The sequence below is a fragment of the Mesorhizobium sangaii genome, assembly GCF_014207355.1.
Classification (GTDB): Bacteria; Pseudomonadota; Alphaproteobacteria; order Rhizobiales; family Rhizobiaceae; genus Mesorhizobium; species Mesorhizobium sangaii.
On record NZ_JACHEF010000003.1, the window covers coordinates 507,153 to 530,993 of the forward strand.

At 62.6% G+C, this 23,841-nt stretch carries 25 protein-coding genes and 2 pseudogenes; 17 read left to right on the forward strand and 10 right to left on the reverse strand.

The window, feature by feature from the left end; translation table 11 throughout:
• Positions 1-171: 171 nt before the first annotated feature.
• Entirely contained in the window at positions 172-2,007 is a 1,836-nt protein-coding gene (phaC, locus tag HNQ71_RS17590) for a class I poly(R)-hydroxyalkanoic acid synthase (protein WP_184873810.1), read from the reverse strand.
• A 98-nt stretch (positions 2,008-2,105) separates the two neighbouring features.
• Here phaC and HNQ71_RS17595 point away from each other — a divergent pair, with 98 nt between their 5' ends.
• From HNQ71_RS17595 to recJ, 8 genes are all read left to right on the forward strand, one after another.
• On the forward strand, positions 2,106-2,483 hold the full coding sequence (locus tag HNQ71_RS17595; protein ID WP_184873812.1) for a hypothetical protein: 378 nt from the start codon (positions 2,106-2,108) through the stop codon (positions 2,481-2,483).
• A gap of 58 nt (positions 2,484-2,541) precedes the next feature.
• On the forward strand, positions 2,542-3,759 hold the full coding sequence (locus HNQ71_RS17600; RefSeq protein ID WP_184873813.1) for an LL-diaminopimelate aminotransferase: 1,218 nt from the start codon (positions 2,542-2,544) through the stop codon (positions 3,757-3,759).
• Positions 3,760-3,806: 47 nt separating this feature from the next.
• Complete coding sequence (locus HNQ71_RS17605) at positions 3,807-5,120, forward strand: homoserine dehydrogenase (RefSeq protein ID WP_184873815.1); 1,314 nt, start codon at positions 3,807-3,809, stop codon at positions 5,118-5,120.
• A 136-nt stretch (positions 5,121-5,256) separates the two neighbouring features.
• On the forward strand, positions 5,257-5,613 hold the full coding sequence (locus HNQ71_RS17610; RefSeq protein ID WP_184873816.1) for a hypothetical protein: 357 nt from the start codon (positions 5,257-5,259) through the stop codon (positions 5,611-5,613).
• A gap of 69 nt (positions 5,614-5,682) precedes the next feature.
• Positions 5,683-5,850, forward strand: a complete 168-nt coding sequence (locus HNQ71_RS17615) for a Thivi_2564 family membrane protein (RefSeq protein ID WP_184873818.1) — start codon at positions 5,683-5,685, stop codon at positions 5,848-5,850.
• 305 nt (positions 5,851-6,155) lie between these two features.
• Complete coding sequence (gene glpX / locus HNQ71_RS17620) at positions 6,156-7,139, forward strand: class II fructose-bisphosphatase (RefSeq protein ID WP_184873820.1); 984 nt, start codon at positions 6,156-6,158, stop codon at positions 7,137-7,139.
• 96 nt (positions 7,140-7,235) lie between these two features.
• Positions 7,236-7,460 carry a DUF6434 domain-containing protein gene (locus tag HNQ71_RS17625; protein WP_184873822.1) on the forward strand — a complete coding sequence of 75 codons (225 nt, stop codon included), beginning with the start codon at positions 7,236-7,238 and terminating at the stop codon, positions 7,458-7,460.
• 153 nt (positions 7,461-7,613) lie between these two features.
• Positions 7,614-9,398 carry a single-stranded-DNA-specific exonuclease RecJ gene (gene recJ / locus HNQ71_RS17630; RefSeq protein WP_184873825.1) on the forward strand — a complete coding sequence of 595 codons (1,785 nt, stop codon included), beginning with the start codon at positions 7,614-7,616 and terminating at the stop codon, positions 9,396-9,398.
• Between the two features lie 110 nt (positions 9,399-9,508).
• Here recJ and HNQ71_RS17635 read toward each other — a convergent pair whose 3' ends face one another.
• From HNQ71_RS17635 to folE, 3 genes are all read right to left on the reverse strand, one after another.
• Entirely contained in the window at positions 9,509-10,483 is a 975-nt protein-coding gene (locus HNQ71_RS17635; protein ID WP_425492238.1) for a patatin family protein, read from the reverse strand.
• Positions 10,484-10,564: 81 nt separating this feature from the next.
• Positions 10,565-11,026 (reverse strand): phosphoribosyl-AMP cyclohydrolase, encoded by a 462-nt coding sequence (gene hisI / locus HNQ71_RS17640; protein ID WP_184873827.1) that lies wholly within the window; start codon positions 11,024-11,026, stop codon positions 10,565-10,567.
• Positions 11,027-11,060: 34 nt separating this feature from the next.
• Positions 11,061-11,696 carry a GTP cyclohydrolase I FolE gene (gene folE / locus HNQ71_RS17645; protein WP_095087846.1) on the reverse strand — a complete coding sequence of 212 codons (636 nt, stop codon included), beginning with the start codon at positions 11,694-11,696 and terminating at the stop codon, positions 11,061-11,063.
• Positions 11,697-11,934: 238 nt separating this feature from the next.
• On the opposite strand from folE, the gene HNQ71_RS17650 reads away from it, so the two are divergent.
• On the forward strand, positions 11,935-12,381 hold the full coding sequence (locus tag HNQ71_RS17650; RefSeq protein WP_095087848.1) for an iron-sulfur cluster assembly scaffold protein: 447 nt from the start codon (positions 11,935-11,937) through the stop codon (positions 12,379-12,381).
• Positions 12,382-12,387: 6 nt separating this feature from the next.
• Here the strand turns inward: HNQ71_RS17650 and HNQ71_RS17655 are convergent, their stop codons facing one another.
• Complete coding sequence (locus HNQ71_RS17655; protein ID WP_184873830.1) at positions 12,388-13,284, reverse strand: LysR substrate-binding domain-containing protein; 897 nt, start codon at positions 13,282-13,284, stop codon at positions 12,388-12,390.
• A 92-nt stretch (positions 13,285-13,376) separates the two neighbouring features.
• On the opposite strand from HNQ71_RS17655, the gene HNQ71_RS17660 reads away from it, so the two are divergent.
• The 3 genes and pseudogenes from HNQ71_RS17660 to HNQ71_RS35685 all read left to right on the forward strand — a co-directional run.
• Complete coding sequence (locus tag HNQ71_RS17660) at positions 13,377-13,535, forward strand: hypothetical protein (protein ID WP_184873832.1); 159 nt, start codon at positions 13,377-13,379, stop codon at positions 13,533-13,535.
• Positions 13,536-13,697: 162 nt separating this feature from the next.
• Entirely contained in the window at positions 13,698-14,066 is a 369-nt protein-coding gene (gene yidD, locus HNQ71_RS17665; protein ID WP_184873834.1) for a membrane protein insertion efficiency factor YidD, read from the forward strand.
• 135 nt (positions 14,067-14,201) lie between these two features.
• Positions 14,202-14,424 (forward strand): annotated as a pseudogene (locus tag HNQ71_RS35685) (class D beta-lactamase); the annotation flags it as partial.
• On the opposite strand, the gene HNQ71_RS17670 reads toward HNQ71_RS35685, so the two are convergent.
• Positions 14,399-15,247 (reverse strand): SAM-dependent methyltransferase, encoded by an 849-nt coding sequence (locus tag HNQ71_RS17670; protein WP_184873836.1) that lies wholly within the window; start codon positions 15,245-15,247, stop codon positions 14,399-14,401. The pseudogene HNQ71_RS35685 and the gene HNQ71_RS17670 overlap by 26 nt on opposite strands.
• Positions 15,248-15,495: 248 nt before the next feature.
• Here HNQ71_RS17670 and thrS point away from each other — a divergent pair, with 248 nt between their 5' ends.
• On the forward strand, positions 15,496-17,472 hold the full coding sequence (gene thrS / locus HNQ71_RS17675) for a threonine--tRNA ligase (protein ID WP_184873838.1): 1,977 nt from the start codon (positions 15,496-15,498) through the stop codon (positions 17,470-17,472).
• 84 nt (positions 17,473-17,556) lie between these two features.
• Positions 17,557-18,495 (forward strand): lysophospholipid acyltransferase family protein, encoded by a 939-nt coding sequence (locus HNQ71_RS17680; RefSeq protein ID WP_184873840.1) that lies wholly within the window; start codon positions 17,557-17,559, stop codon positions 18,493-18,495.
• Between the two features lie 24 nt (positions 18,496-18,519).
• On the opposite strand, the gene HNQ71_RS17685 is transcribed toward HNQ71_RS17680, so the two are convergent.
• Positions 18,520-19,485, reverse strand: coding sequence for a hypothetical protein (locus HNQ71_RS17685; RefSeq protein WP_184873841.1), 966 nt, complete (start codon positions 19,483-19,485; stop codon positions 18,520-18,522).
• Positions 19,486-19,643: 158 nt separating this feature from the next.
• Here HNQ71_RS17685 and HNQ71_RS17690 point away from each other — a divergent pair, with 158 nt between their 5' ends.
• Together HNQ71_RS17690 and HNQ71_RS17695 are read left to right on the forward strand one after the other, a co-directional pair.
• Entirely contained in the window at positions 19,644-20,228 is a 585-nt protein-coding gene (locus HNQ71_RS17690) for a nitroreductase family protein (RefSeq protein WP_184873842.1), read from the forward strand.
• Positions 20,229-20,837: a flavin reductase family protein gene (locus HNQ71_RS17695; RefSeq protein ID WP_184873843.1), complete on the forward strand. Its 609-nt coding sequence runs from the start codon at positions 20,229-20,231 to the stop codon at positions 20,835-20,837.
• A gap of 17 nt (positions 20,838-20,854) precedes the next feature.
• Here HNQ71_RS17695 and HNQ71_RS17700 read toward each other — a convergent pair whose 3' ends face one another.
• On the reverse strand, positions 20,855-21,571 hold the full coding sequence (locus HNQ71_RS17700; protein ID WP_184873845.1) for a TetR/AcrR family transcriptional regulator: 717 nt from the start codon (positions 21,569-21,571) through the stop codon (positions 20,855-20,857).
• Positions 21,572-21,709: 138 nt separating this feature from the next.
• Here HNQ71_RS17700 and HNQ71_RS17705 point away from each other — a divergent pair, with 138 nt between their 5' ends.
• Positions 21,710-22,384 carry a methyltransferase family protein gene (locus tag HNQ71_RS17705; RefSeq protein ID WP_184873847.1) on the forward strand — a complete coding sequence of 225 codons (675 nt, stop codon included), beginning with the start codon at positions 21,710-21,712 and terminating at the stop codon, positions 22,382-22,384.
• 64 nt (positions 22,385-22,448) lie between these two features.
• On the opposite strand, the pseudogene HNQ71_RS17710 reads toward HNQ71_RS17705, so the two are convergent.
• A pseudogene (locus HNQ71_RS17710) lies at positions 22,449-23,337 on the reverse strand (HpcH/HpaI aldolase/citrate lyase family protein).
• Positions 23,337-23,789, reverse strand: a complete 453-nt coding sequence (locus HNQ71_RS17715; RefSeq protein WP_184873848.1) for a MaoC family dehydratase — start codon at positions 23,787-23,789, stop codon at positions 23,337-23,339. The pseudogene HNQ71_RS17710 and the gene HNQ71_RS17715 overlap by 1 nt, the downstream one beginning before the upstream one ends.
• Positions 23,790-23,841: the final 52 nt, after the last annotated feature.

The following is a 23,841-nucleotide window of genomic DNA, read 5'->3' on the forward strand; positions in this document are numbered from 1 at the left end:
TGATATCGGTGCCAAGTGACCGTTGTCTCCGATCCGGAAACGAGACCTGTGTCAAATCCGCAAGCCTGGAAGTATTTTTGCAGTTATTGCCGAATTACGGCCGCGCGGTGGTTGACGACACCATTTCGCCCGCTTTTACCGGCCCGTCAACTCACCAGACATTACAGTCCGTTACACACGCACTTTCACATAGGTGCCGGGGGCATCGCCCAAGGTTTTCATATGCTTGCCGGGTTTGCGGGCCGGCACGCGGGTGTTCTCCTTGGCCTCTATCCAGCTTTGCCAGTGCGGCCACCACGATCCGGGATGGTCGGTGGCCTTGGCTATCCACTCGCCGAAATCACCGGTCGGCGTCCCACCGGTCCAGTACTCGTACTTGTTGGATGCCGGCGGATTAACGACCCCGGCGATATGGCCCGATCCCGCCATCACGTATTCGACCTTGCCGCCGAAATATTTCGAGCCGAGGAACACCGAAAGCGCCGGCGCGATGTGATCTTCCTTGGAGGCGAGGTTGTAGATCGGGATGGTGATATCGCCGAGCGAGACCGTGTGGCCCGCCAGTTCCATCATGCCTTGCGAGAGGTTGTTCTCGAGGTAGCAGTTACGCAGGTAGAACGAATGATTGGCCGCGCCCATGCGCGTCGAATCGGCATTCCAGTAAAGCAGGTCGAAGGGCAGGGGATCCTTGCCGCGCATGTAGTTGTTGACGACATAGGGCCAGATCAGGTCGCCTGAACGCAGCATGTTGAAGGCGGTCGCCATCTTGGTGCCGTCGAGGTAGCCCTTTTCGCTCATCGATTTTTCTACCGCCGCGACCTGCTCTTCGTCGACGAACACTTTCAGGTCGCCTGCATAGGTGAAGTCGACCTGCGTGGTGAAGAAGGTGGCCGACTTAATGCGGTCGTCGCCTTCCCGCGCCATCAGCGCCAGTGCCGCCGCCAAAAGCGTGCCGCCGACGCAATAGCCGATCGCGTTGACATCCCGTTCGCCGGTGGCCTTCTCGACCATGTCGAGGCCGTATTGCAGGCCCTCGCGGATATAGGCTTCCCAACCCTTGGTGCCGTGGCGCTCGTCGGGATTGATCCAGGAGATGACGAAGACGGTGTGGCCCTGTTCGATCGCCCAGCGGATGAAGGATTTCTGCGGGTTGAGGTCAAGGATGTAGAACTTGTTGATCCATGGTGGGCAGATCAGCAGCGGTCGCTTGAGCACAGTTTCGGTCGTCGGATCGTACTGGATGATCTCCGCGACATCGCTGCGGCCAACCACCTTGCCAGGAGTGGTGGCGATGTTCCTGCCGATCTCGAAGGGCGAGTAGTCGGCCTGGCGCAGCTTCAGGTCGCCCTTGCCGGCGGCGATGTCCTCGGCCAGCATCTTCATGCCGCGCACCAGGTTCTCGCCGTTCGAGGCGACGGTTTCGCGAAACAGTTCCGGGTTGGTCAGGATGAAATTCGACGGCGAGATGGCGTTGGCCACCTGCTTGACGTAGAAGCCGGCCTTGTGGCGGGTGTGCTCGTCCAGACCATCGGCGTGCTCGACCAGGTCGGCCGCCCAGCGCGAGGTGACGAGATAGGCCTGCTTGAGAAAATCGAAGAAGGCGTTGCGGCCCCACTCGGGATCGAGGAAGCGCTTGTCGCCACGTTCCGGCTTCACTGCATCTTCGGTGGCTTCCGCGGCGTTGCTTGTGCGCTGAATGGCGTTGGCCCAGACGGTCATGTAGCCGGAGAACAGCCGCGTCTGCGCTTCCAGCGCGCGCTGCGGATCGGAGAGCCAGTATTCGCTGAGCTTGGAGAAGGTCTTCACCATGTCGACGACAGGCTCGGCGACGTGATCGCGCACATCGCCTTTTTCGCGCGGCTCGGCCCACGCAGAGGCCGCTTTGCCGGCTTGCTCGATCATGCGCGCCATGTTCAGGGCGAAGCGTTCCGGGTCCTTCACCAGATATTGCTCGACGGTCGAAGGCTCGTCATCTTCCGCTTTGCCCGAATCGGGTGTCTTGGACATGGTTCGCGGGGTTCCTCCCGAGGCGTTTTCTTGACATATTAACATGGGACATCCGACGGGGTCCAATCTCGCTCTACCGCGGCTGCCAAGGAAACAATATGACGATTAACATTGGCGAGACTGTTTTTTTTGGTGCTGGACGTTTTTGCTGCATTGGGGCGGCAATCGTCCTCCTGGGGATTGCCGGCTGCTCGAGCACCAGCGGCCCGGCGCCTGTCACGGGAGCCAAGGATACCGGCACCTTTCCGAACCTGAACATCAAGCCGCAGGTGGCGGCGCCTCAGTTCACCGATGCCGAGAAGAACGCCAAGCTTGCGCAATTGAAGGCGGATGAGAGCGCGCAGGCGGCAAAAAACGGCAAGCCCGACGTGGCCGACCAGGCGGCGCTCACGGAGCTTGCCAAAAAGCATGGCGACGAAACGCTGAAGCAGATCGAAGGCAAATGCGACCCTGCCCTCGACCCTACCTGCAAATAAGTATATAGCGCGCGCCCAAAGCCCTTCGATATCTGGCCCCTTTCTGTCTGGAACTGCCATGGAAGAATTTCACAAGGTTCGCCGGCTTCCGCCCTACGTCTTCGAGCAGGTCAACCGGCTCAAGGCCAGCGCCCGTTCGCGCGGCGCCGACATCATCGACCTCGGCATGGGCAATCCGGATCTGCCGACACCCAAGGCCATCGTCGACAAATTGTGCGAGGTCGTGCGCGATCCGCGTACGCATCGCTATTCCTCGTCGCGCGGCATTCCGGGCCTGCGCCGCGCCCAGGCCGCGTACTATGGCAGGCGCTTCGGCGTGAAGCTCAACCCCGACACGCAGGTGGTGGCGACGCTCGGCTCGAAAGAGGGCTTTGCCAACATGGCGCAGGCGATCACTGCGCCTGGCGACGTGATCCTGTGCCCCAATCCGACCTATCCGATCCACGCCTTCGGCTTCATCATGTCGGGCGGCGTCATCCGCTCCCTGCAGGTCGAGCCGGACGATGGCTTCATTCCGGCGCTCGAGCGCGGCGTGCGTCACTCGATCCCGAAGCCGCTGGCGCTGATCCTCAACTATCCGTCGAACCCGACGGCACTGGTCGCTTCGCTTGATTTCTACAAGGATGTTGTCGCTTTCGCCAAGAAGAACGACATCATCATCCTGTCCGACCTTGCCTATTCGGAGATCTATTTCGACGGCAATCCGCCGCCCTCGGTGCTGCAGGTGCCGGGCGCCATCGACGTCTGCGTCGAGTTCACCTCGATGTCGAAGACCTTCTCCATGCCCGGCTGGCGCATGGGCTTTGCGGTCGGCAACGAGCGGCTGATCTCGGCGCTGACCCGAGTGAAGTCCTATCTCGACTACGGCGCCTTCACGCCGATCCAGGTGGCGGCGGCACATGCGCTCAACGGCGACGGCGCCGACATAGCCGAAGTGCGCGACATCTACCACAAGCGCCGCGACGTGATGGTCGACGCCTTCGGCCGCGCCGGCTGGACCATTCCGGCACCAGCGGCATCGATGTTTGCCTGGGCTCCGATCCCGGAGCCGTTCCGTCATCTCGGCTCGCTCGAATTCTCCAAGCTGCTTATCGAACACGCCGACGTGGCGGTGGCGCCCGGTGTCGGCTTCGGCGAACATGGCGATGATTTCGTGCGCGTGGCGCTGGTCGAGAATGAGCACCGGATCCGGCAGGCGGCGCGCAACATCAAGCGCTTCCTGTCGGCCAGCGCCAAGCAACCCAACAATGTGGTGCCGCTTTCCGCTCACCGGTAAAGTTTGCCGCAGACAATTTCGATCTGACTTGAGGGACGTCGCCGGCCATGGCTGAAGCATTGCGTGTTGGAATTGCCGGTCTTGGCACGGTTGGCGCGTCTGTGGCGCGCGTGCTGCGCGACAAGGCGGCGGAACTGACCCGGCAATGCGGGCGCGACATCGTTGTCACCGCGGTTTCGGCGCGTGACCAGAAACGCGATCGCGGCATCGATGTCAGCTCGGCAAAGTGGTTCGACGATCCGGTCAAGATGGCGCAGACAGCCGATATCGACGTGTTCGTAGAACTGATCGGCGGCGACGAGGGGCCGGCGCGGTCGTCGGTGAAGGCGGCACTCGAAGCCAGCCATCATGTCGTCACCGCCAACAAGGCGCTGCTGGCCAAGCATGGCGTGGCGCTGGCCGAGATCGCCGAGAAGCGCGGCGTGCTCCTCAACTACGAGGCGGCGGTGGCGGGCGGCATTCCCGTCATCAAGACCATGCGCGAGGCGATGGCCGGCAATTCGGTCACCCGTGTGTTCGGCATCCTCAATGGCACCTGCAACTACATCCTGACCCGCATGGAGGCGGAGGGCATCTCGTTCGATGCCTGCCTGAAGGACGCCCAGCGGCTCGGCTATGCCGAGGCCGATCCGACCTTCGACATCGAGGGCCACGACACCGCGCACAAGCTGTCGATCCTGACCAGCCTCGCCTTCGGCACGAAAATCGCCGCCAACGACATCTATATGGAAGGCATTTCCAACATCACCCAGGCCGATATCCGTGCGGCCGGCGATCTCGGCTACCGGATCAAGCTGCTGGGCGTTGCCCAACTCACCGACAGCGGCATCGAGCAGCGCGTGCACCCGACCATGGTGCCGACCGCCTCGGTCATCGCACAGGTGCACGGCGTCACCAATGCGGTGGCGATCGAGACCGACATATTGGGCGAACTGCTGCTTTCCGGTCCCGGCGCCGGCGGCAACGCCACCGCCTCGGCGGTGATCGGCGACATTGCCGACATCGCCAAGAGCCGGCCCGGCTTCCAGCACGGTCCGGTCTTCGGCCGGCCAGCGAAGGAACTGAAACCCTACAAGAAGGCGCAGATGCGCAGCCATGCCGGCGGCTACTTCATCCGGCTGACCGTGCATGACCGCATCGGCGTCTTTGCCGCGATCGCCAAGCGCATGGCCGACAACGACATTTCGCTGGAATCGATCGTCCAGCACGCGGTCAACGGCGAGGCGGCGGAGCAGAAGACGGTGATCCTGGTGACGCACGAGACGACCGAGGCCGCCGTGCGCAAGGCCGTCGACGGCATCACCAAGGATGGCCATCTGACCGACAAGCCGCAGGTCATCCGCATCGAGCGGGCAGGGTAGCTTCCCATCTTCTGGTCGCCGCGGGACAGGAATCCCGCCGGCATTGTGCGTCGATCCGATGGCAAGCCGCCCCGATCGACCGGAACGAATTCGCCTTGGCGCCGTTCTCTTGGTCAGCAACCAAAGGAACCGCTTCATGGCCGATACCAACAAGTCCGACAGCCCCCACATCGACGACATCCAGAAGACGCTGGAAAAGCAGATCGCCGAACTGCGCAAGGAGATCACCAAGATCAACAAGAGCATTTCGGCGCGGAGCGCGGAACTGCTCGACGATGCCAGCGAGCAGGCTTCGGATTTGTACGATACAGCCGCGGCCCGCGCGTCGCGAACCGCACAGCAGTTGCGCAGCCAGGCGCAGGCGGTGTCGGACGTCGCGCGCGAAAATCCCGGTACGACGACGGCCGTGATCGGCGTGATCGGCCTGCTCGGCTTTCTGGCCGGCCTCGCCATTGGCCAGTCGATGAACGACAACTCGCGCCGCTGGTATTAATCGCGTCGTGCCGAAGCCGGCTTTGCCGGCACAGTCCTTGTTTCAGCACATCATTGCCAGGAGGGCACCATGGCTTCGTCGATGTTGATCAGCATCCTGATCACGTTCCTCGTCATTATCCTCGTTCTCTATCTGGTTCAGCGCCTGCCGCTGGACGCCCGGATGAGACAGATCGCCCAGATCATCGTCCTCATCATCGGCATCATTTCATTGCTCAAATACCTTGCGGTTTTCTAGAGCGGTTCATCGTTTCACGGAAACGCAGAACCGCTCTATCTCTTTGTTTTGACGCAATTCCGGACGGAAAACCGTTGCACACTTTTCCTGGAATTGCTTTGCGCCGCAGCGGCGCGATTTTCCGCTTTACAAGCCGGTCCGGTTCTTTGCGACCGGGCCGACCTCGTTTCAAGAATGCGGTTTAATCGATTGATATTGCTGGCTATTCGATAAAACTCCCGAGAGGTCTTGCCGTTGTCATGCTCGTTTGACAAAAGAGACGCGCCTCCGGCGGGAGGCCGCATATCAACGAGGAAAATTGCCAGATGAATGTGGCCCACAACATTGTCGCCGGCCTTGACCGGATACTCACCATGGAGCTGGTGCGCGTCACCGAACGGGCCGCCGTCGCGGCCGCCAGGCTGCGCGGGCGCGGCGACGAAAAGGCGGCCGACCAGGTCGCCGTCGATGCCATGCGCCAGGAGCTCAACCGGCTTGCCATCAAGGGCACGGTGGTGATCGGCGACGGCGAGCGGGACGAGGCGCCGATGCTCTATATCGGCGAGGAAGTCGGCTCAGGCAAAGGCCCGGCGGTCGACATAGCGCTCGATCCGCTCGAAGGCACGACGATCTGCGCCAAGAACCTGCCCAATGCGCTCGCCGTCATCGCGATCGCCGAGAAAGGCAGCCTGCTGTTCGCGCCCGACGTCTACATGGACAAGATCGCCATCGGCCCGGGCTATGCCGACGGCGTCATCGACATCGATGCCTCGCCGGCCGACAACATCGCCAGCCTTGCCCGCGCCAAGGGCGTCGCGGTGTCTGATATCACCGCCTGTATCCTCGACCGGCCACGCCACACCAAGCTGATCGACGCCGTGCGCGCCACGGGTGCCGCGATCCGGCTGATCGGCGACGGCGATGTCGCCGGCGTCATCCACACGACCGATCCAGAGGAAACCGGCATCGACATCTATCTCGGCACCGGCGGTGCTCCGGAGGGCGTGCTGGCAGCGGCGGCGTTGCGCTGCACCGGCGGCCAGATGCAGGGCCGGCTGATCCTCGACACGCCGGAAAAGGTGGCACGCGCCGCCAAGATGGGTATTTCCGATCCGAAACGGGTCTATCGGACAGAAGACATGGCGCGCGGCGACGTGCTGTTCGCGGCCACCGGTGTCACCGACGGCAACATGCTGGCCGGCGTCAAGTTCGGCCGCAACACCATCACCACCCACACGATCGTGCTGCGCTCGTCGTCGCGGACGGTGCGCGAGATCAAGGCCAGGCACCAGGATCTGGACAAGTTCTAGGTTTCTTTCCGTTGTCGGCCTGGGTGCTTGCGGACCAGCATTGCAGTTGTTAGCCCTGTGGCTACATTGGATGATGCTGGCTGCAAGGATTTGACGATGAAACCGTTCGACTGGCACGCGGATGCGATTTCGCGTGCCACCGCCGTCACGAAGTCCTATCGCAACACGCAGAACGTGCGACGCTTTTTCACCCGCGAATGTGGCGATGGGTTCAGGTTCGACCGGCCATTCATGGCCTGGCTCAAGGACGGTGCGGAAAAGACCATGGGCGATGCGGCCGACGAATGGCTTCGGCGTCAGGCTGAAAAGCGGAAAGCGTAGTTTTCTTGATATCTCCCGCGACGGTGCATCACCGCGAACCGCTTGGCTTTGCCTGCCTTAGCTTGTTGCTTGTGCATGTCGTTGTCCCAAAACCGCTGCACACTTTTGGGCGACATACACTATCCTGCGGCCAACCATGAGTTGGCAAACCGCATGACCGGCGACAAACGCCTCTTCCTCGATGTCAGGCAGTCGGCTACCGGGGTTTCCTGGGAGCACCGGCTGACCGAGCGGCAGGACATGGTCGCGCTCGCCATCGCGCAAGGCCATGGCGTACCCGACATCGTCGCGCGGGTGCTTGCCGGTCGCGGCGTCACCGCCGAGCAGACCGAGCGGTTTCTTGACCCGACGATCCGTGACCTGCTGCCGGACCCGGCGTCGCTGACCGACATGGACAAAGCGGCGGCCCGCATCGCCGCCGCGGTGATGGCCAGGGAAAAGGTGGCGATCTTCGGCGACTATGATGTCGACGGCGCTGCCTCGTCGGCCTTGCTGAAACGGTTCCTGGCGCATTTCTCGGTGCCGTCGGAGATCTACATCCCTGACCGTATTTTCGAAGGCTATGGTCCCAATCCGGATGCCATGCGCGAATTGGTTTCGCGCGGCGCGACGCTGATCGTCACTGTCGATTGCGGTACCAACAGCGCCGTTTCCATCGACGCCGCCAATGCAGCCGGCGCCGATGTCGTCGTGCTCGACCACCATCAGGTCGGTGGTGCCTTGCCGGCGGCAATTGCCGTCGTCAATCCCAACCGCGACGACGACCTTTCGGGGCAGGGCCATCTCTGCGCCGCCGGTGTGGTCTTCCTCGCCCTTGTGCAGACAGCCAAGATCCTGCGCGGGCGGATAGTCGATGCCACGCCACCGGACCTGCTTTCCCTGCTCGATCTCGCCGCACTTGCCACCGTCTGTGACGTGGTGCCGCTGACCGGCGTCAACCGCGCTTTCGTGGTCAAGGGACTGCAGATGGCGCGCCAGCAGAAGAACGAAGGGCTGGCCGCGCTGGCACGGGTGTCGCGCATCGGCGAGCCGATCAGCACCTTCCATCTCGCCTATCTGATCGGCCCGCGCATCAATGCCGGCGGACGGATCGGCGATGCCGCACTTGGCAGTCGCCTGCTTGCCACCGACGATCCGGTCGAGGCCCGCACCATTGCCGAGACGCTCGACCGGCTAAACCAGGAACGGCAGCAGATGGAGCAGGAGATGCTGGCGGCGGCACGCGCCGAGGCCGACGCCGAGCTTGCCGGCGGCAACGGCCCTGCCATCGTCGTCACCGCCAGCAACAACTGGCACCCGGGCATTGTCGGCCTGCTTGCTTCACGGCTGAAGGACCATGCGCGCCGGCCTGCCTTCGCCATCGCCTTCAATGCCAGCGGCACCGGTACCGGCTCGGGCCGCTCCGTATCGGGCTTCGACCTCGGCCGGCTGGTGCGCGAGGCGGCCGATGCCGGGCTGATCATCAAGGGCGGCGGCCACGGCATGGCGGCCGGCATCACCGTGGAACGGGCGAAGCTAGGCGATCTCAGGGCGTTTTTCGAAGAGCGGGCGGCGGCCGATGTGTTCCGCCTGCAAGGCGAGGAAAGCCTGGCGATCGATGGGGCGCTTGCCGCCGAAGGCGCGACACTCGGCCTTCTCGACGCGCTGGAGAAAGCCGGACCGTTCGGCGCGGGGCACGCTGCCCCGGTTTTCGTGCTGCCGCGTCACCGACTGGCCGATGCGCGGCCGGTTGGCACCAACCACATCCGCGTCGAGCTGCAGTCGGAAAGCGGCGGCCGCATCCAGGCGATCGCCTTTCGCGCCGTCGATACCGCACTTGGCGAGTTCCTGTTCAAGAACCGGGGCAAGACGGTGCATGTCGCCGGCTCGCTGTCGGGCAATTACTGGAACGGTAACCGCACGGTGCAGTTCCGCATCATCGACGCGGCGCGTGCGTAAGGTCACCATGGGGCGGCCTAGGATCGTATTTGCTTCCGAAATTCGCCCGGCGCCATTCGCGTTGGTCGGCGCGCTTCAAGCGCCTGTTTCTCTGCCTTGGGAGACCTGCATCAGGCGAGAACGGACTGCAGCCGTGTCAGTTCGCCGATCTGCGCCATCGTTGCCTGATAGCCGAGGCTGATCGCCTCGTCGGCGCGGTGGAATTCGGTCAGGCCGATATGGCTGAGCTTCGGCTGCAGCGACATGTCGGGCGGATCGCCGGCAAGCCTGGCGCGCGAGATGCGGTCCTGGATGATGTTGAAGGCCTCGACCATGACGCCGGTTATGCCGAGTCGCGTCTGATGCGACTGGTGCTCGGCATCGACCCGGCCGGGACGCGGCGCATCCTTTTCGACCACCAATTCGCCGGCGCTGTGCTTGATGACGGCGGCGCGGCCGAACAGGTCATAATGAAGATTGACCGCCACCACGAGCGGCTGCTCATAGGCGCGGCAGACCGAAACCGGCACCGGGTTGACCAGCGCTCCGTCGACCAAGACGCGGCCGTTGCAATTCACCGGCTCGAACACGCCGGGCAGCGCATAAGAGGCGCGCATGGCTGTGATCAATGAGCCGCTCGACAGCCAGATTTCGTGGCCGGTGCGGATTTCGGAGGTGACTGCGACGAACGGTTTGGCCAGGTCCTCGAAACGAATGCCGGCCATGTGCTCGCGCAGCCGGGCGTCGAGCTTCATGCCGCCGAACAGGCCGCTGCCGCGCAGGTTGAGATCGAGCAGGCCAAAAATGCGTCGCTTGGTCAGGCTGCGGGCGAATTCTTCCAATTCGTTCAGTTTGCCTGAGAGATAGCAGCCGCCGACCAGCGCGCCGATCGACGTGCCGGCGATCATCGAGACTTCGATGCCGGCTTCATCGAGCGCGCGCAGCACGCCGATATGCGCCCAGCCTCTCGCGCAGCCGCCGCCCAAAGCGAGCGAAATACCGGTCTTCCTTGGTGGTTTTGTTTCGGATGCGCCGCCCGACGAGGACAGGCCATTGGCCTCCCTGACATCCGGTTTGTTACGCAATGACGCCCACTCGAGCATCATGATCTCCCTTGTCCCACGGCTAATATAAAGGCGGGCCGTATCGAAATGGTGAATCTATGTGACTTGGATCAGGCAGAAGGTTCAAGCTGATGGTTTCCGATACGTGGTTTCCGTATCGAACAGCGGCTTACTGCCGTCGTCAACAAGCGTCCCCTTGCCGTCGACCAGCCCCACCGTCCGATAAAAGCATGAACGTCGGCCCGTGTGACAGGTTGCGTCGTGGCCCAACACTTTGACGCGCAGCCACAATGCATCCTGATCGCAATCGGTGCGCATCTCGACGACATGCTGAAAATTGCCGGAGGTTTCGCCCTTCTTCCACAGCGCGTTGCGCGAGCGCGACCAGTAGTGGGCGATGCCGGTCTCCAACGTCAGCGCCAGCGCTTGCGCATTCATGTGCGCAACCATCAGCAGCACGCCGTCTTCGGCATCGGTGACGACGACCGTGACGAGACCGGTCGCGTCGAAGCGCGGTGAAAACACCGCGCCTTCCTCCAACGCTTTCTTGTCCGACGGAGCTTTCGGAAATTCCAGTGCCGACATCGCCGGTCCTTATCTAGCGATATTGGCTAGGGGTTTACAGCCCGCCGCCGCGCACCATTGTGACGAAACGAACCTGCTCTTCGGGCGTGTCCTTGAAGACGCCGGTGAAGGTCGAGGTGAGGGTGGTTGAGCCCTGCTTGCGGATGCCGCGCATGGCCATGCACATGTGCTCGGCCTCGATCATGACGGCGACGCCGCGCGGATTGAGCACATCCTGGATGACGCCGGCGATCTGCGCCGTCAGCGCCTCCTGGGTCTGCAGGCGGTGGGCAAAGATATCGACCACGCGCGCGATCTTCGACAGGCCGACGACCTTGCCGTCCGGCAGGTAGCCGACATGCGCCTTGCCGATGATCGGCACCATGTGGTGTTCGCAATGCGAGTGGAACTGGATGTCCTTGACGATGACCAGGTCGTCATAGCCGGCGACCTCCTCGAAGGTGCGGCCGAGCTCTTCCGACGGGCACATGTCGTAGCCGCCGAACATTTCGCGGAAGGCCTTGGCCACCCGCTTCGGCGTGTCGACCAGCCCTTCGCGGTCCGGATTGTCGCCGGTCCAGCGCAAAAGCGTGTGCACGGCGGCCTCGACTTCGGCTTCGCTCGGCCGGTCGGTGACCGGCTTCTCCATATAGGCTGACTGGGGCATGAGCTTCTTGATGACGGCATCCATAAAGGCGTCTCCCGTAGTCCCTCTCGGCGGAGGAACGAGTTGAACGGACCACGACCTTTCGGTGTCGGAAACTTGCCCGGTTTCCAGCCCGTAAGTGGCGTGAACTTCCCGGCAAGGACACTGGCTTTCGTTGTCTTGTCGATACCGGACTGCCAGCATTATATAAGGTCATGACGCGCGAAAGGAAGACACGACAGCGGCAATCGCTGTTCGCTTGGCGGCGACGGATTGGAAAATAATGATCAACGATGTCTACAATGCGAAAATTCTCGGTTTTGCCGGAAACATCGCCCGCATCGGCCGCCTCGACCATCCTGACGCGACCGCAAAGGCGCATTCCAAGCTGTGCGGCTCGACAGTCACCGTCGACCTCACGATGGAGGACGGCGTCGTCACCGACTTCGCCCACGACGTGAAGGCCTGCGCGCTCGGCCAGGCGTCATCCTCGATCATGGCGCAGCATGTCGTCGGCGCGAGTGCCGAGGAATTGCGCGCGGTGCGCGACACTATGCTGAAGATGCTGAAGGAAAATGGCGCCCCGCCTGACGGCCGCTTCGCGGACCTGAAATATCTGGAACCGGTGCGCGACTACAAGGCGCGGCATGCCTCGACCATGCTGACCTTCGACGCAGTGGTCGACGCGATCGGCCAGATCGAGAAGAAGCGCGCCGAAGAAGCGGCCTAGATTTCGCTATCCCTCGGTCCCGCGGAGCTCTTCGACAAGCCAGTCCGCAAATATCTCCGCCTGTCGGCTGAGGCGCTGGAAATCAGGCGCGACAAGCCAATACGCGCCATAAGGGATTTCCATCTCAAATGGACGAACCAAGAGACCGGCCCGAAGGTCTGCGCCGTTCAGGATGCGGTCGCCCAAAGCGACGCCGTGCCCGAGTTTCGCGGCCTGCATGGCAAGCGCTGCGTCGGTATAAAGTGGTCCTCTCTGCTGGGCGAGATCTGGAAGGCCCAATGCCTGAAACCATGTCGCCCAGCCATCGCGATTGTAGTCATGGAGCAAGGTATAGTGCCGCAGGTCGGCCGGCGATGTCAGAGGGACGCCCGACGAGAGCAACTCCTTTGCCAGGACCGGGGTGACCAAAACGTCGACCAGATGCCGCGCTTGTGTGCGCGGCCAAGACCGGGCATTGGCTCCGTATCGAATCGCGATCTCTGCTTCGTGTCCGCGAAACTCTATGAGCCGTGAGTCCGCGTCGACTGAAATGTCGATCTCCGGGTGGCGCTGCTGAAACGAATTCAGTCGCTGTATCAGAAATTCGCCAGCAAAGGACGGTTCGACGCTGACCCGCAACGGGCTCTGAGCCGGCTTGCTGAGAACCTGTGATAGCTGGCGATCGATGTCGTCAAAGCTGGTGGTTAACTGAGTTAGGAGAGTTTGCCCTGTTTCCGTCAGTTCAACCCTGCGATGAAGCCGCTCGAACAGCGGCCTGCCGATCAGAACCTCTAGTTCTCTTATCTGCCGGCTGATCGCCGCCTGCGAGACGAAAAGCTCCTCGGCGGCCTTGCTGAAGCTCAGATGCCGGCCCGCCGCCTCGAAGCTCCTCAGTGCCGTCAGCGGCAGGCGTCCGCGCTTCATTCGCATAACCTTAGATTATCCGAAGTGGAAATTATACTCGTTTGAAGGCGAAGGCCAGCGGCGGTCTAATCCGTGTCAAAGGAGACACGGTCATGATCCAGATCCTGAGCATCTTCGGCGATGTCATGCGGATCGTAACGTTTCAATGGCGTGACGACAGACGGCATGCAAAGCGCCGCGAAGAGCCGGTCAGTCCCGATCGGTGGGCGCCCTCGGCCGGCCGGGAGCCGTTTCGCCGTTCCCGACCCTGATGGCATGGCGAGGTGCAGAAGGGATTGCCTTCTCCAGCCGGAGCCCACATCTATCGGGTGGGAACGCGATTGTATCGAGCATGATCTCTGGACAAACGGTTTCCGTTTGTCCGAGGAAACCGGTTCCGACTTTCGGGATCATGCTCTGGAGCGGAGACTGCGGTGGGCCACCAGCATGGGCATATTGCCGGAGCGCCAAAGCACGGCCGCAACTGGGCTGGCCCGTGGCGCAAGACACCCGGCCGGCTCCTGGGCACATCGCTCGTGCGCCTGTACCAACTGACGCTGTCAGGCTTTATCGGCAATTCCTGCCGACACCTGCCGACCTGTTCTGAATATGCGCACGAGGCGATCGCCCGCCATGGCCTGTGGGCCGGCGGCTGGATGGGATTTTTCCGGGTGCTGCGCTGTGGACCCTTCGGGACGCATGGCATCGACCTCGTGCCGGAGGTGCTGGCGGATCGCTACGTCTGGTTCGCGCCGTGGCGGTATTGGCGGATCGGCAACAAGCGCGGCCAGCCGCAGGGCTGATCGAGCCTGGCAAGCTTTCTGTTTACGATCCGGTAGGGTTAACGCGAAGCTGCACAAAGACTGCGCATTTGAGACAAAATCGAGACAAGAGACCTCGCTAAGCCGCTCGCGGACCCCCTCTGGAGCGAGCATCAAATGCGCAATATCGACCGTCTTCCCTTCATCTTTGCCGCGATCCTGTTCCTGCTCGCCTGGCTGCTGGGATTTCCGTTGCGCGCGCAATCGGCGCCGCTTGGGGATGTGCAGTGTACGCCGATCCTCGACGCCGCGAGGCGGCAAGACGCTTTAACAGGATGGTGTGTGCGACCAGAGGTTCAGCCCGGCTTGGACGTTCAAGGGGCTGTTGCCGGTGATCGGCGCGCACGAATGATGTGGCCGCCGGAGTTGGTCGGCACTCGCCTTGGTGCCCTGGAAAAACGGGCGGCGATATCGCCGCTTTCGATATCTTCGATCTCATCGAATCCGAGACCGGAGAGTGATTTCGCCAGTTCGCCAGCGACGAAGAAGCTGATCCACGGCTCGCCTACAGAAGCGACGCGCGCCGCGTAGAAAGCCAGGGCGGCCCGTCCTGCCGCACCGCGATTCTCATACGGTTCGCTATAGTCGAACACCACCTCCGAACCCGGAGTGGTGGCGATGTAGGACAGCGTGCTGAAGATCGCGTCTTTCGTCAGGTATGGCACGACCCCCAGCCAGATGAAGAAGCTCGGTTCGGTCGACTTCAAGCCGGCCGATGCCAGCTCCTCTGGCAGACGCTGCCGCTCGAAATTGACCGGCACGAATGTGGTGGTGGGCGGTTCGGCTAGGCCGGCATCGGCGATGCACCTGCGTTTCCAGGCTTGGGTTGCCGGATGATCGACCTCGAACACCGAGAGATCCGGATAAGGATTGCGCAGCGAAAACGTGTCGAGGCCGGCACCGAGCACGACGAGCTGGCGGATGCCACGATGCACCGCCGCCGCCAGCCAATCCTCGGCAATGCGGGCGCGCGCCGCCACGAACAGGCGCATACGCTGGCTGTGGGTGTCCTCTTGCGCAAGCTGTTGCTCGCCGGGAGCACCTTCACCGAGGATCGCAATCGCGTATGGGTCGCGAAACAGCGGAGCCTCGGGTGAAATCTGATGAAGAGCCCTCAAACGCGCTACGCGCAGGGCGGTTCGGCTGGGGGATGCGTCTTCCATGTCGGGGATTCCAGAACATGCCGGCGATATTCGCAAGCCTTGACGCCCGGCCTACGACATCTCTGGCGACATTTCCTGACGGCCAGGCCAATCAGCGCTCTTTACCTGGCGCGGCGCTGCCTCTAAAACCCGCCCGCCGCCGGACGCATCCGGCTTTACCCCATGCATGTCGCCAAAAGCGTTGCTCACTCTGAACGACATGCAGTTGACCACCCGCGCTCGTTTGCGGGACTGGATAGGAGAACCACATGCTGAATTCCGTTTCCCTGACATTTCCCGATGGCTCCGTCCGCGAATATGACGCGGCGATGAGCGGTGCCGGGCTTGCCGAATCGATCTCGAAATCGCTGGCCAAGAAGGCGGTCGCCTACAGCATCGACGGCGTCGTGCGCGACCTCAGTGATCCGCTGGGCAAATCCGGCAAGGTCGAGATCGTCACCCGCGACGATCCGCGCGCGCTGGAACTCATCCGCCACGACACCGCACATGTGCTGGCGGAAGCCGTGCAGGAATTGTGGCCGGGGACGCAGGTGACCATCGGGCCGGTGATCGAGAACGGCTTCTACTATGATTTCGCCCGCAACGAGCCGTTCACGCCCGACGATTTCCCGGTGATCGAGAAGAAGATGCGCGACATCATCGCGCGCAACAAGCCGTTCACCAAGGAAGTCTGGTCGCGCGACAAGGCGAAAAAAGTGTTCGCCGACAAGGGCGAGCGCTACAAACTGGAACTGATCGACGCCATTCCCGAGGACCAGGACCTCAAGATCTATGCGCAAGGCGATTGGTTCGACCTTTGCCGTGGGCCGCACATGGCCTCGACGGGGCAGATCGGCAATGCGTTCAAGCTAATGAAGGTTGCCGGTGCCTATTGGCGCGGCGACAGCAACAATCCGATGCTGACGCGCATCTACGGCACCGCCTGGGCCGACCAGGCGCAACTCGATGCCTACCAGACGATGCTGGAGGAGGCCGAGAAGCGCGACCACCGGAAACTTGGCCGCGAGATGGACCTGTTCCATTTCCAGGAAGAGGGGCCGGGCGTCGTCTTCTGGCACGCCAAGGGCTGGAAGATGTTCCAGAACCTGGTCAACTACATGCGCCGCCGGCTCGACGAGCAGGGCTATCAGGAGGTCAACGCGCCGCAGGTGCTCGACAAGAGCCTGTGGGAGACCTCGGGCCATTGGGGCTGGTACCGCGACGCCATGTTCAAGGTGACGGTCGCCGGTGACGATACCGACGACGACCGCGTCTTCGCACTGAAGCCGATGAACTGTCCGGGCCATGTGCAGATTTTCAAGCATGGGTTGAAGTCTTATCGCGATCTACCCGTAAAGCTTGCAGAATTCGGCAATGTGCATCGCTACGAGCCATCGGGCGCGCTGCACGGGCTGATGCGCGTGCGCGGCTTCACGCAGGACGATGCGCATATCTTCTGTACCGAGGAGCAGCTGGCGTCGGAATGCCTGCGCATCAACGATTTGATCCTGTCGACCTATGCCGATTTCGGTTTCGACGAGATCAGCGTCAAGCTGTCGACGCGGCCGGACAAGCGCGTCGGCACCGACGAGGCGTGGGATCACGCCGAGGCGATCATGGGCAGCGTGCTGGAGACGATCAGGACGCGGTCCGGCAATCGCATCAAGACCTCGATCAACCCGGGCGAGGGCGCCTTCTACGGGCCGAAGTTCGAGTATGTGCTGAAGGATGCCATCGGTCGCGAATGGCAGTGCGGCACGACGCAGGTCGACTTCAACCTGCCGGAGCGGTTTGGCGCCTTCTACATCGGCTCGGATTCGGAGAAGAAGCAGCCTGTCATGGTGCATCGCGCCATCTGCGGTTCGATGGAGCGTTTTCTCGGCATCCTGATCGAGAACTATTCCGGTCATTTCCCGCTGTGGTTCGCGCCGCTGCAGGTGGTGGTCGCGACGATCACCTCGGACGCCGACGATTATGCGGCCGAGGTGGTGGCAAAGCTCAAGGCCGCCGGACTGTTGGCGGAGGCGGATCTGCGCAACGAGAAGATCAACTACAAGGTCCGCGAGCATTCGCTGGCCAAGGTTCCGGTCATCCTCGTCTGCGGCAAGCGCGAGGCGGAGGAGCAGACGGTCAACATGCGTCGGCTGGGCTCGCGCGACCAGGAATCGCTTGGCCTTGCCCAGGCAATCGCGCAACTGACCGAAGAAGCGGTCACGCCGGACCGCAGGCGCAAGCGCGCTGCCTGATCTGCATGGTTCCGAAGCCATGGCGGTGGAGCGATCCACCGCCATTTTCATATCCCTGTCACGCCAACCTTGTAACGAGCCCTTATGCTCAAGCTGAAATTGCGCGAACGGTCCTTTCCCGAGCTTTCCTATGCCAATCCGCGCCAGCCGGCGCTGACGCGCTGGTTCATTCATTCGATCGAGGGCCTGTCTGGCCGCGACCGTTACACCGCGCTTTATGATTTCTGGCGCCGCCAGGTGGTGCCGACCGGCGAGCGCGTGTTCAGCCGCATGCTCGACCTGATCGACGTCCGGGTGCGGACAGCGGATCAATGGCCGCCGGCGCAATTGCCGGATACACCGTTGGTGATCGTCGCCAACCATCCGTTCGGCATCGGCGACGGCATTGCCGTGCTGTCGCTGGCAGAGCAGTTGGGGCGGCCGTTCCGGGTGATGATCCACAAGGATCTGCTCAAGATCCGGGAGATGGAGCCCTATTCGCTGCCGATCGACTTTTCCGAGACCAAGGACGCGCTGAAGAACAACATGGCCGTGCGCCACGAGGCGGTCCGGCTTTTGAAAGAGGGAGTCACCATCGTGGTGTTTCCGGCCGGCGGCGTCGCCACCGCGCCGAAGGGCTTTGGCCGGGCGCGCGACCTGCCGTGGAAGATGTTTCCGGCCCGTCTCGTCCAGGATGCCAAGGCGTCGGTCATTCCGTTGCATTTTTCCGGACAGAACGGCCGGCTGTTCCATCTGGTCAGCGGCCCGATGAACATGGCCGAAAGCGATGGCCGCCTGGCGAAATTCGTCGGCAAGGCGTCGCTGACGCTGCGCACATCGCTGCTCATCCGCGAATTCGCGCGATTGTCCGGCAAGGCGATCGAGGTTCGCGTCGGCGATGTGCTGAGCTGGAGCGAGTTGGAGCCACTGCGCGACCGCAAGACATTGCTCGACCGCCTTCATCGCGGCGTCTTTGACCTGGCGCCAAACGTGGCGCGTCGCCGGCTTCCGTTTCTGCCGGCACGGACCAAGCTGGCGGCCTGAAGTCGGCAAGCCTGCGGCGGACGGTTAATCGGCACCTTCTTCAGGATCAATCGCCGCGGCCTCGGTGGCCAGAACCTCGATTTCCTGGTTCTGTCCGGCAACGACCGTAAAATCCTTCTGATAGATGCGGTCGCGGTTCTTGGCGATGATGGTGTAGTCGCCCTCGGCGAGCACCATCGAGGCGAAAGCGCCGACGGATTCCTTGATCGGATCGCCGGATTCGTTGAGCAGCGACCAGGACGTGTCGGCGATCGCCTCGCCACCGGTTTCGCGCACCAGCTTCATCGTGATCTCGGCGGCATGATGCTCGACGGTGGCTTCGGTCAGCTTGCCGGCCTCGACGCGGATGTCGGAGCGGATGACCGCGTTGACCGCGCCATAGGTCGAGACGACATGGTAGGTGCCGGCGTTGAGCCGCACGACACTGTTGGGCTCGACATCGGGTATGATCAGCGCGCGCTCGCCATTCGGCGCGGCGGTGCCTTCGTAGATCGAGAAGCGCAGGTTCTTCGGTGGAATGCGCACCCCGCCGGACAGGACCGCGTCGAGCTTGAGGCCGCCGGCGTCGAGCACGAGGCTTTCGCGTTTGGCGTCCTTGCCGACAACGGTGATGCGCTTGGTGGCGCCGGCCCGGCCATAGGAGGCATGAACCAGGTAACTGCCGGGTTCGAGCTGGAAGACGGCGGTGCCGCCATGCGCGGAGGCGACCATCGGCAATTTGCCGTTGACGGCCTCGGGCTTGAAGACACGCCAGACGATGCCGCGGGTGATATCGGCGCCCTTGTCGGTCAATTGGGCGGACAGGGTAATGGCGCCGGCGCTTCCGGTCGCCAGCGACCTCTCGCTTTTCGGCGTCGCGTAGCTCGAAATTCCGGGAAGCTTGAGATTGCCAACGCCATCCGCGTTCTGTGCCATGGCGAACGAAACCGGCGCCGTGACCAGCAAGGCGACCAACCAGACCAGGAAAAGACGCAGTGTCCCCTCAAACATGCCTTGCGTTGAAGCCCATGGCGGTGGCAATTTCAAGGCTTAAGAGTCCAACTGATACGACTCTTCCGTCCGGCGCGCCCCGCGCTATTGCCCGAGCCGCCCGAATTCCCGATGGTGCGCTTCAACTCAAAACAGAGTGTTTTAGGAGACATGCGCCCATGGCGTCGCCGATCATCGATTTCCTGCTGACCCGAAACTCCGCACCGATCCCTGATTTGAAGGAGCCGGCGCCGAGCGATGCGGAGATCGCGACGATGATCAGTGCTGCCTCGCGGGTGCCCGACCATGGCCGGCTCGAACCCTGGCGCTTCATCCTCTATCGCGGCGACGCCCGCGTCGAGATCGGCAGACAACTGGCCGCGCTTGCCGAGCAACGGGAGGGGCCGTTGCCGGAAGGCCGCCGCAACCAGGAACTGGCGCGGTTCTCGCGTGCGCCGCTGGTGATCGGCGTGGTGTCGATCCCCAGGGAGAATCCAAAGATCCCGCAATGGGAGATGTTCCTGTCAGGCGGCATGGCGGCGATGAACCTGATGATATCAGCCAATGCTTTGGGCTATGGTACCAATATGATCAGCAACTGGTATTCGGATGTGCCCGAGGGCAGGGCGCTGCTGGGGCTGGCACCGCAGGAGCGCGTCATTGGCTTCGTCCATATCGGCTCCTACGCCGGCCCGGCGCCGGAGAGGCCCCGGCCCGATCCGGCGAAGCTCTATGCCGATTATTCGGGGCCGTGGGCGGGCTGAATGTTCTACGAACCTTCAAAGGGCCACGGGCTGCCGCACGATCCTTCCAAGGCGATCGTGGCGCCGCGTCCGATCGGCTGGATATCGACGCTGAACGCGGCGGGCGAGATCAATCTCGCGCCATACTCGTTCTTCAACGCCTTTTCGACGCGGCCCTTCATCGTCTGGTTTTCCTCCGAAGGCGAAAAGGACAGCGCCACCTTCGCGCAGGAAACCGGCGAGTTTGTCGCCAATCTGGTCAGCCGCGATCTCGCCGAGAAAATGAACAGCACGTCGGTCGACGCGCCGCGCGGCGTCAATGAGTTCGCCTATGCAGACCTTGCCATGGCGCCGTCACGCCTCGTCGCGCCACCGCGCGTGGCGGCAGCACCGGCCGCGCTCGAATGCCGGGTGACCGAAGTCTTTCGGCCAAAGGCGCTGGACGGATCGGCGACGAGCGCTGTCGTCGTCGCCGGCGAAGTGGTCGGCGTGCACATCGACGATGCCTTCCTGAAGGATGGCCTGTTCGACATCACGAAGGCTGGCAATGTCGCTCGTCTCGGCTACATGGACTATGCCAGCGTCAACGAGGTGTTTCCGATGCGCCGGCCTCGCTGGGACAAGGGCTAAACACCCAGGCCCTGCAGTCATTGCGCCTTGCCGCTATTCGTTCGCCGCCTGGCTGTCATGGCGGCGCGCACGTAACCGGGCTCGCCAATGCAAATGCTTCCGTCGGGGAGGCCGAGTATGCGGTCGAGCGCGATCTCGTAGAGCCGGACACGATTCTCAAGGGCTTCGATCGCGACGTCCATGTCGGCGTCGCTGCCGCCGGCGATCGCCTTGGCGATAACGCCCTGCGTGGCCATGCCGAACTGCATGACGATGTCGGCGACGCCTTCCGGGTCGAATGTCCTGAAGGTGCCGTCTTCGACACCTTGCCTGATGATCTTGACCAGCAAGGGCGAAAACGACGCGCTGGCCGCCAGATTGATACGGTAGAAAAGCACAAGGTTATCGGGTCGAAACAGCGTCTCGAAAAGAGCCCAGGCTTCGGGCGCGGTATCGATCTTGGCCCGCCGCGACTGGGCAAGCAGGCCATTCAGGCGGCCGAGCGGATCGAGGCCGGGATCGTCGAGTACGTCTTGCACGCCAGCCAGAGCCTGTCTGGCGAAGCGCTCGGCAAGCGCTTCCAGAAGAGCCTCCTTGGAAGGGAAGTAGTGATAGAAAGCGCCTTTGGACGCGCCGGCAGCTGTGATGACCTCGTTGAGGCTGGCTTTTTCATAGCCAAGCGTCAGGAACAGGGCCTGGGCGTGGTCCAGAAGTTCTTCTCGCCTGATTTCCGGATGCTTGATGACACGGGGCATGACCAGACCTTCTGCACGCGATGGCCGTTGTCGTCCAGTGCGGTATCGACGCTCGCTTGAACGACAGACCATCGGTCGGTATAATAGACCGATGGTCTAGTTTGGCCAAGCTGGCGGGGCATATCGCGGAAGGTAGTCATGATCTCGAGGTTGATTCTCCAGACGTTCGTGTGGTTTGGCGTCATGGGCGCCATGCTCTTCCTGTCGGCTGGCACGCTGAACTGGCCGGGGGCGTGGGTGTTCCTGGTGGTGATGGTGGGGCTCAGCCTAACCATGGGTGTGGCGTTGGCCAGGCGCGATCCCGGGCTGATGAATGAGCGGCTAGGCCCACCCATCCAGAAGAACCAGACCGCGGCCGACAAGGTCCTGTTGACCGTACTGCTGGCCGCTATCTTTGGTTGGCTGGCCCTGATTGGGTTCGACTTTCGTTTCGGGTGGTCCGCGGTTCCCGTTTGGGTGCGTGCGATCGGCGCGCTGCTCCTGCTGCTCGGAATCTGGATTTGCTACCTTACGATGCTGGAGAACAGTTTCGCGGCGCCCGTCGTGAAGATCCAGGACGAGCGCGGACAGCGTGTGATCAGCACGGGTCCCTACAGCTACGTCCGTCATCCGATGTATGCCGGCGCTATTTTCTTCTTCGCCGGTACGGCGCTCCTGCTTGGCTCCTGGTGGGGGCTGGCATCGGTGCTCGTGTTCGTCGCTCTCCTGGCCGTCCGCATATTCATCGAAGAGAGAACGCTTCGGACTGGCCTGCGAGGGTATGACAACTATGCGGCCCAAGTCCGCTACCGTCTGGTTCCGCTGGTCTGGTAGTGATTCTGCGTTTCCGCGGGTCGACGACGATGCCAAGGTTTCCCGCAGCGACGATCGCCCTGTCTCACGGCCTTGACTGACTGCCGGCTGCCTTGGCCCGCGCCAGAAGCCTTTCGGCCAGCCGCAGATGCGGGCGGTCGTACATCTTGCCGTCGATGCCGACGACGCCGGGATTTCCCGCCGCCGCGAACGCCGCGACGATTGCCGCCGATTGTCTCACGGCCTCCGCCGAAGGCGTGAAAGCGGCGTTGATGACGGGCACCTGGTCGGGGTGGATCGCCATCTTGCCAGTGAAGCCGTCGCGTTCGGCTTCGGCGCATTCCACTTCGAAGGCGGCCATGTCGCGAAAATTCGGGAATACGGTGTCGATCGCCGCGACCTCCGCCGCACCCGCGGCAAGGATGGTCATGGTGCGGGCTAGGCGGAACACGTCGGTGTAGCCGCCGCGCTCATCGCGGGCCGTGCGCGCGCCGATCGCCGCCGACAGATCCTCGGCGCCCCAGGTGAGACCGGCTAGCCGTACGCTTGTCCCGGCATAGGTGGCTGCCGCCAGCACGCCTGCCGGGGTTTCGGTAATGATCGGAAGGATCTTGATCGCGCCGTCGGCGAGACCATTTTCGGCCTCGTGAACCCTGAGCTTTGCCGAGAGATGCTGCACATCCTGGCCGCTGTTCGATTTTGGCAGCATGATGCCGTCGGGCTTGGCTGAAACAACAGCCGTCAGATCGTCATCCGTCATGCCGGTCGACAGATCGTTGACCCGCACATAGATCCCGGACCCGGTTTTGCGCCCTACGTTCGGCGATGAAGCGCGCCGCGATTTCGCGGGCCAACGCCTTGTTGTGCGGCGCCACGGAATCCTCAAGATCGACGATGACCACGTCGGCGCCGGCGCCAAAACCCTTTTCCAGTTTGCGCTCGGAATCACCGGGGACGAACAGCAGCGAACGCATCAGGGCGCCTTCTTCAGCATCATCGCTTGCCTGGTGCATTTGGCGACGAGATCGCCGTTCTGGTTGTAGGCGCGATGTTCGAATTCAACGATGCCGCGGTCGGGTTTCGATCTGGACTCGCGCACCGAAATCACCGTCGTTTCGACACGGATGGTGTCGCCATGGAAGACCGGGTGCGGAAACACCGTTTCCTTCATGCCGAGATTGGCGACGGTGGTGCCGACGGTGATGTCGTTGACCGAGATGCCGATCATCAGCCCGAGCGTGAACAGCGAGTTGACGAGCGGCTTGCCCCATTCGCTCTTGGCGGCAAAATCGAAGTCGATATGCAGCGGCTGTGGGTTCAGCGTCATCACCGAAAACAACATGTTGTCGCTTTCGGTGACGGTCTTGCGCAGCGTGTGCTGGAAGACATGGCCGACGACGAACTCTTCCAAATAAAGCCCGGCCATATCCTGCTCCTCTACCGTCTGTGGGTTGATAGGCGCTGCCTTCAGGGCTCGC

Excerpts from the sequence above, each read along its gene's own strand:
- phaC (WP_184873810.1), bottom strand. The coding sequence starts at position 2,007 with ATGTCCAAGACACCCGATTCGGGCAAAGCGGAAGATGACGAGCCTTCG.
- HNQ71_RS17595 (WP_184873812.1), top strand. The coding sequence starts at position 2,106 with ATGACGATTAACATTGGCGAGACTGTTTTTTTTGGTGCTGGACGTTTT.
- HNQ71_RS17600 (WP_184873813.1), top strand. The coding sequence starts at position 2,542 with ATGGAAGAATTTCACAAGGTTCGCCGGCTTCCGCCCTACGTCTTCGAG.
- HNQ71_RS17605 (WP_184873815.1), top strand. The coding sequence starts at position 3,807 with ATGGCTGAAGCATTGCGTGTTGGAATTGCCGGTCTTGGCACGGTTGGC.
- HNQ71_RS17610 (WP_184873816.1), top strand. The coding sequence starts at position 5,257 with ATGGCCGATACCAACAAGTCCGACAGCCCCCACATCGACGACATCCAG.
- HNQ71_RS17615 (WP_184873818.1), top strand. The coding sequence starts at position 5,683 with ATGGCTTCGTCGATGTTGATCAGCATCCTGATCACGTTCCTCGTCATT.
- glpX (WP_184873820.1), top strand. The coding sequence starts at position 6,156 with ATGAATGTGGCCCACAACATTGTCGCCGGCCTTGACCGGATACTCACC.
- HNQ71_RS17625 (WP_184873822.1), top strand. The coding sequence starts at position 7,236 with ATGAAACCGTTCGACTGGCACGCGGATGCGATTTCGCGTGCCACCGCC.
- recJ (WP_184873825.1), top strand. The coding sequence starts at position 7,614 with ATGACCGGCGACAAACGCCTCTTCCTCGATGTCAGGCAGTCGGCTACC.
- HNQ71_RS17635 (WP_425492238.1), bottom strand. The coding sequence starts at position 10,483 with ATGATGCTCGAGTGGGCGTCATTGCGTAACAAACCGGATGTCAGGGAG.
- hisI (WP_184873827.1), bottom strand. The coding sequence starts at position 11,026 with ATGTCGGCACTGGAATTTCCGAAAGCTCCGTCGGACAAGAAAGCGTTG.
- folE (WP_095087846.1), bottom strand. The coding sequence starts at position 11,696 with ATGGATGCCGTCATCAAGAAGCTCATGCCCCAGTCAGCCTATATGGAG.
- HNQ71_RS17650 (WP_095087848.1), top strand. The coding sequence starts at position 11,935 with ATGATCAACGATGTCTACAATGCGAAAATTCTCGGTTTTGCCGGAAAC.
- HNQ71_RS17655 (WP_184873830.1), bottom strand. The coding sequence starts at position 13,284 with ATGAAGCGCGGACGCCTGCCGCTGACGGCACTGAGGAGCTTCGAGGCG.
- HNQ71_RS17660 (WP_184873832.1), top strand. The coding sequence starts at position 13,377 with ATGATCCAGATCCTGAGCATCTTCGGCGATGTCATGCGGATCGTAACG.
- HNQ71_RS17670 (WP_184873836.1), bottom strand. The coding sequence starts at position 15,247 with ATGGAAGACGCATCCCCCAGCCGAACCGCCCTGCGCGTAGCGCGTTTG.
- thrS (WP_184873838.1), top strand. The coding sequence starts at position 15,496 with ATGCTGAATTCCGTTTCCCTGACATTTCCCGATGGCTCCGTCCGCGAA.
- HNQ71_RS17680 (WP_184873840.1), top strand. The coding sequence starts at position 17,557 with ATGCTCAAGCTGAAATTGCGCGAACGGTCCTTTCCCGAGCTTTCCTAT.
- HNQ71_RS17685 (WP_184873841.1), bottom strand. The coding sequence starts at position 19,485 with ATGTTTGAGGGGACACTGCGTCTTTTCCTGGTCTGGTTGGTCGCCTTG.
- HNQ71_RS17690 (WP_184873842.1), top strand. The coding sequence starts at position 19,644 with ATGGCGTCGCCGATCATCGATTTCCTGCTGACCCGAAACTCCGCACCG.
- HNQ71_RS17695 (WP_184873843.1), top strand. The coding sequence starts at position 20,229 with ATGTTCTACGAACCTTCAAAGGGCCACGGGCTGCCGCACGATCCTTCC.
- HNQ71_RS17700 (WP_184873845.1), bottom strand. The coding sequence starts at position 21,571 with ATGCCCCGTGTCATCAAGCATCCGGAAATCAGGCGAGAAGAACTTCTG.
- HNQ71_RS17705 (WP_184873847.1), top strand. The coding sequence starts at position 21,710 with ATGATCTCGAGGTTGATTCTCCAGACGTTCGTGTGGTTTGGCGTCATG.
- HNQ71_RS17715 (WP_184873848.1), bottom strand. The coding sequence starts at position 23,789 with ATGGCCGGGCTTTATTTGGAAGAGTTCGTCGTCGGCCATGTCTTCCAG.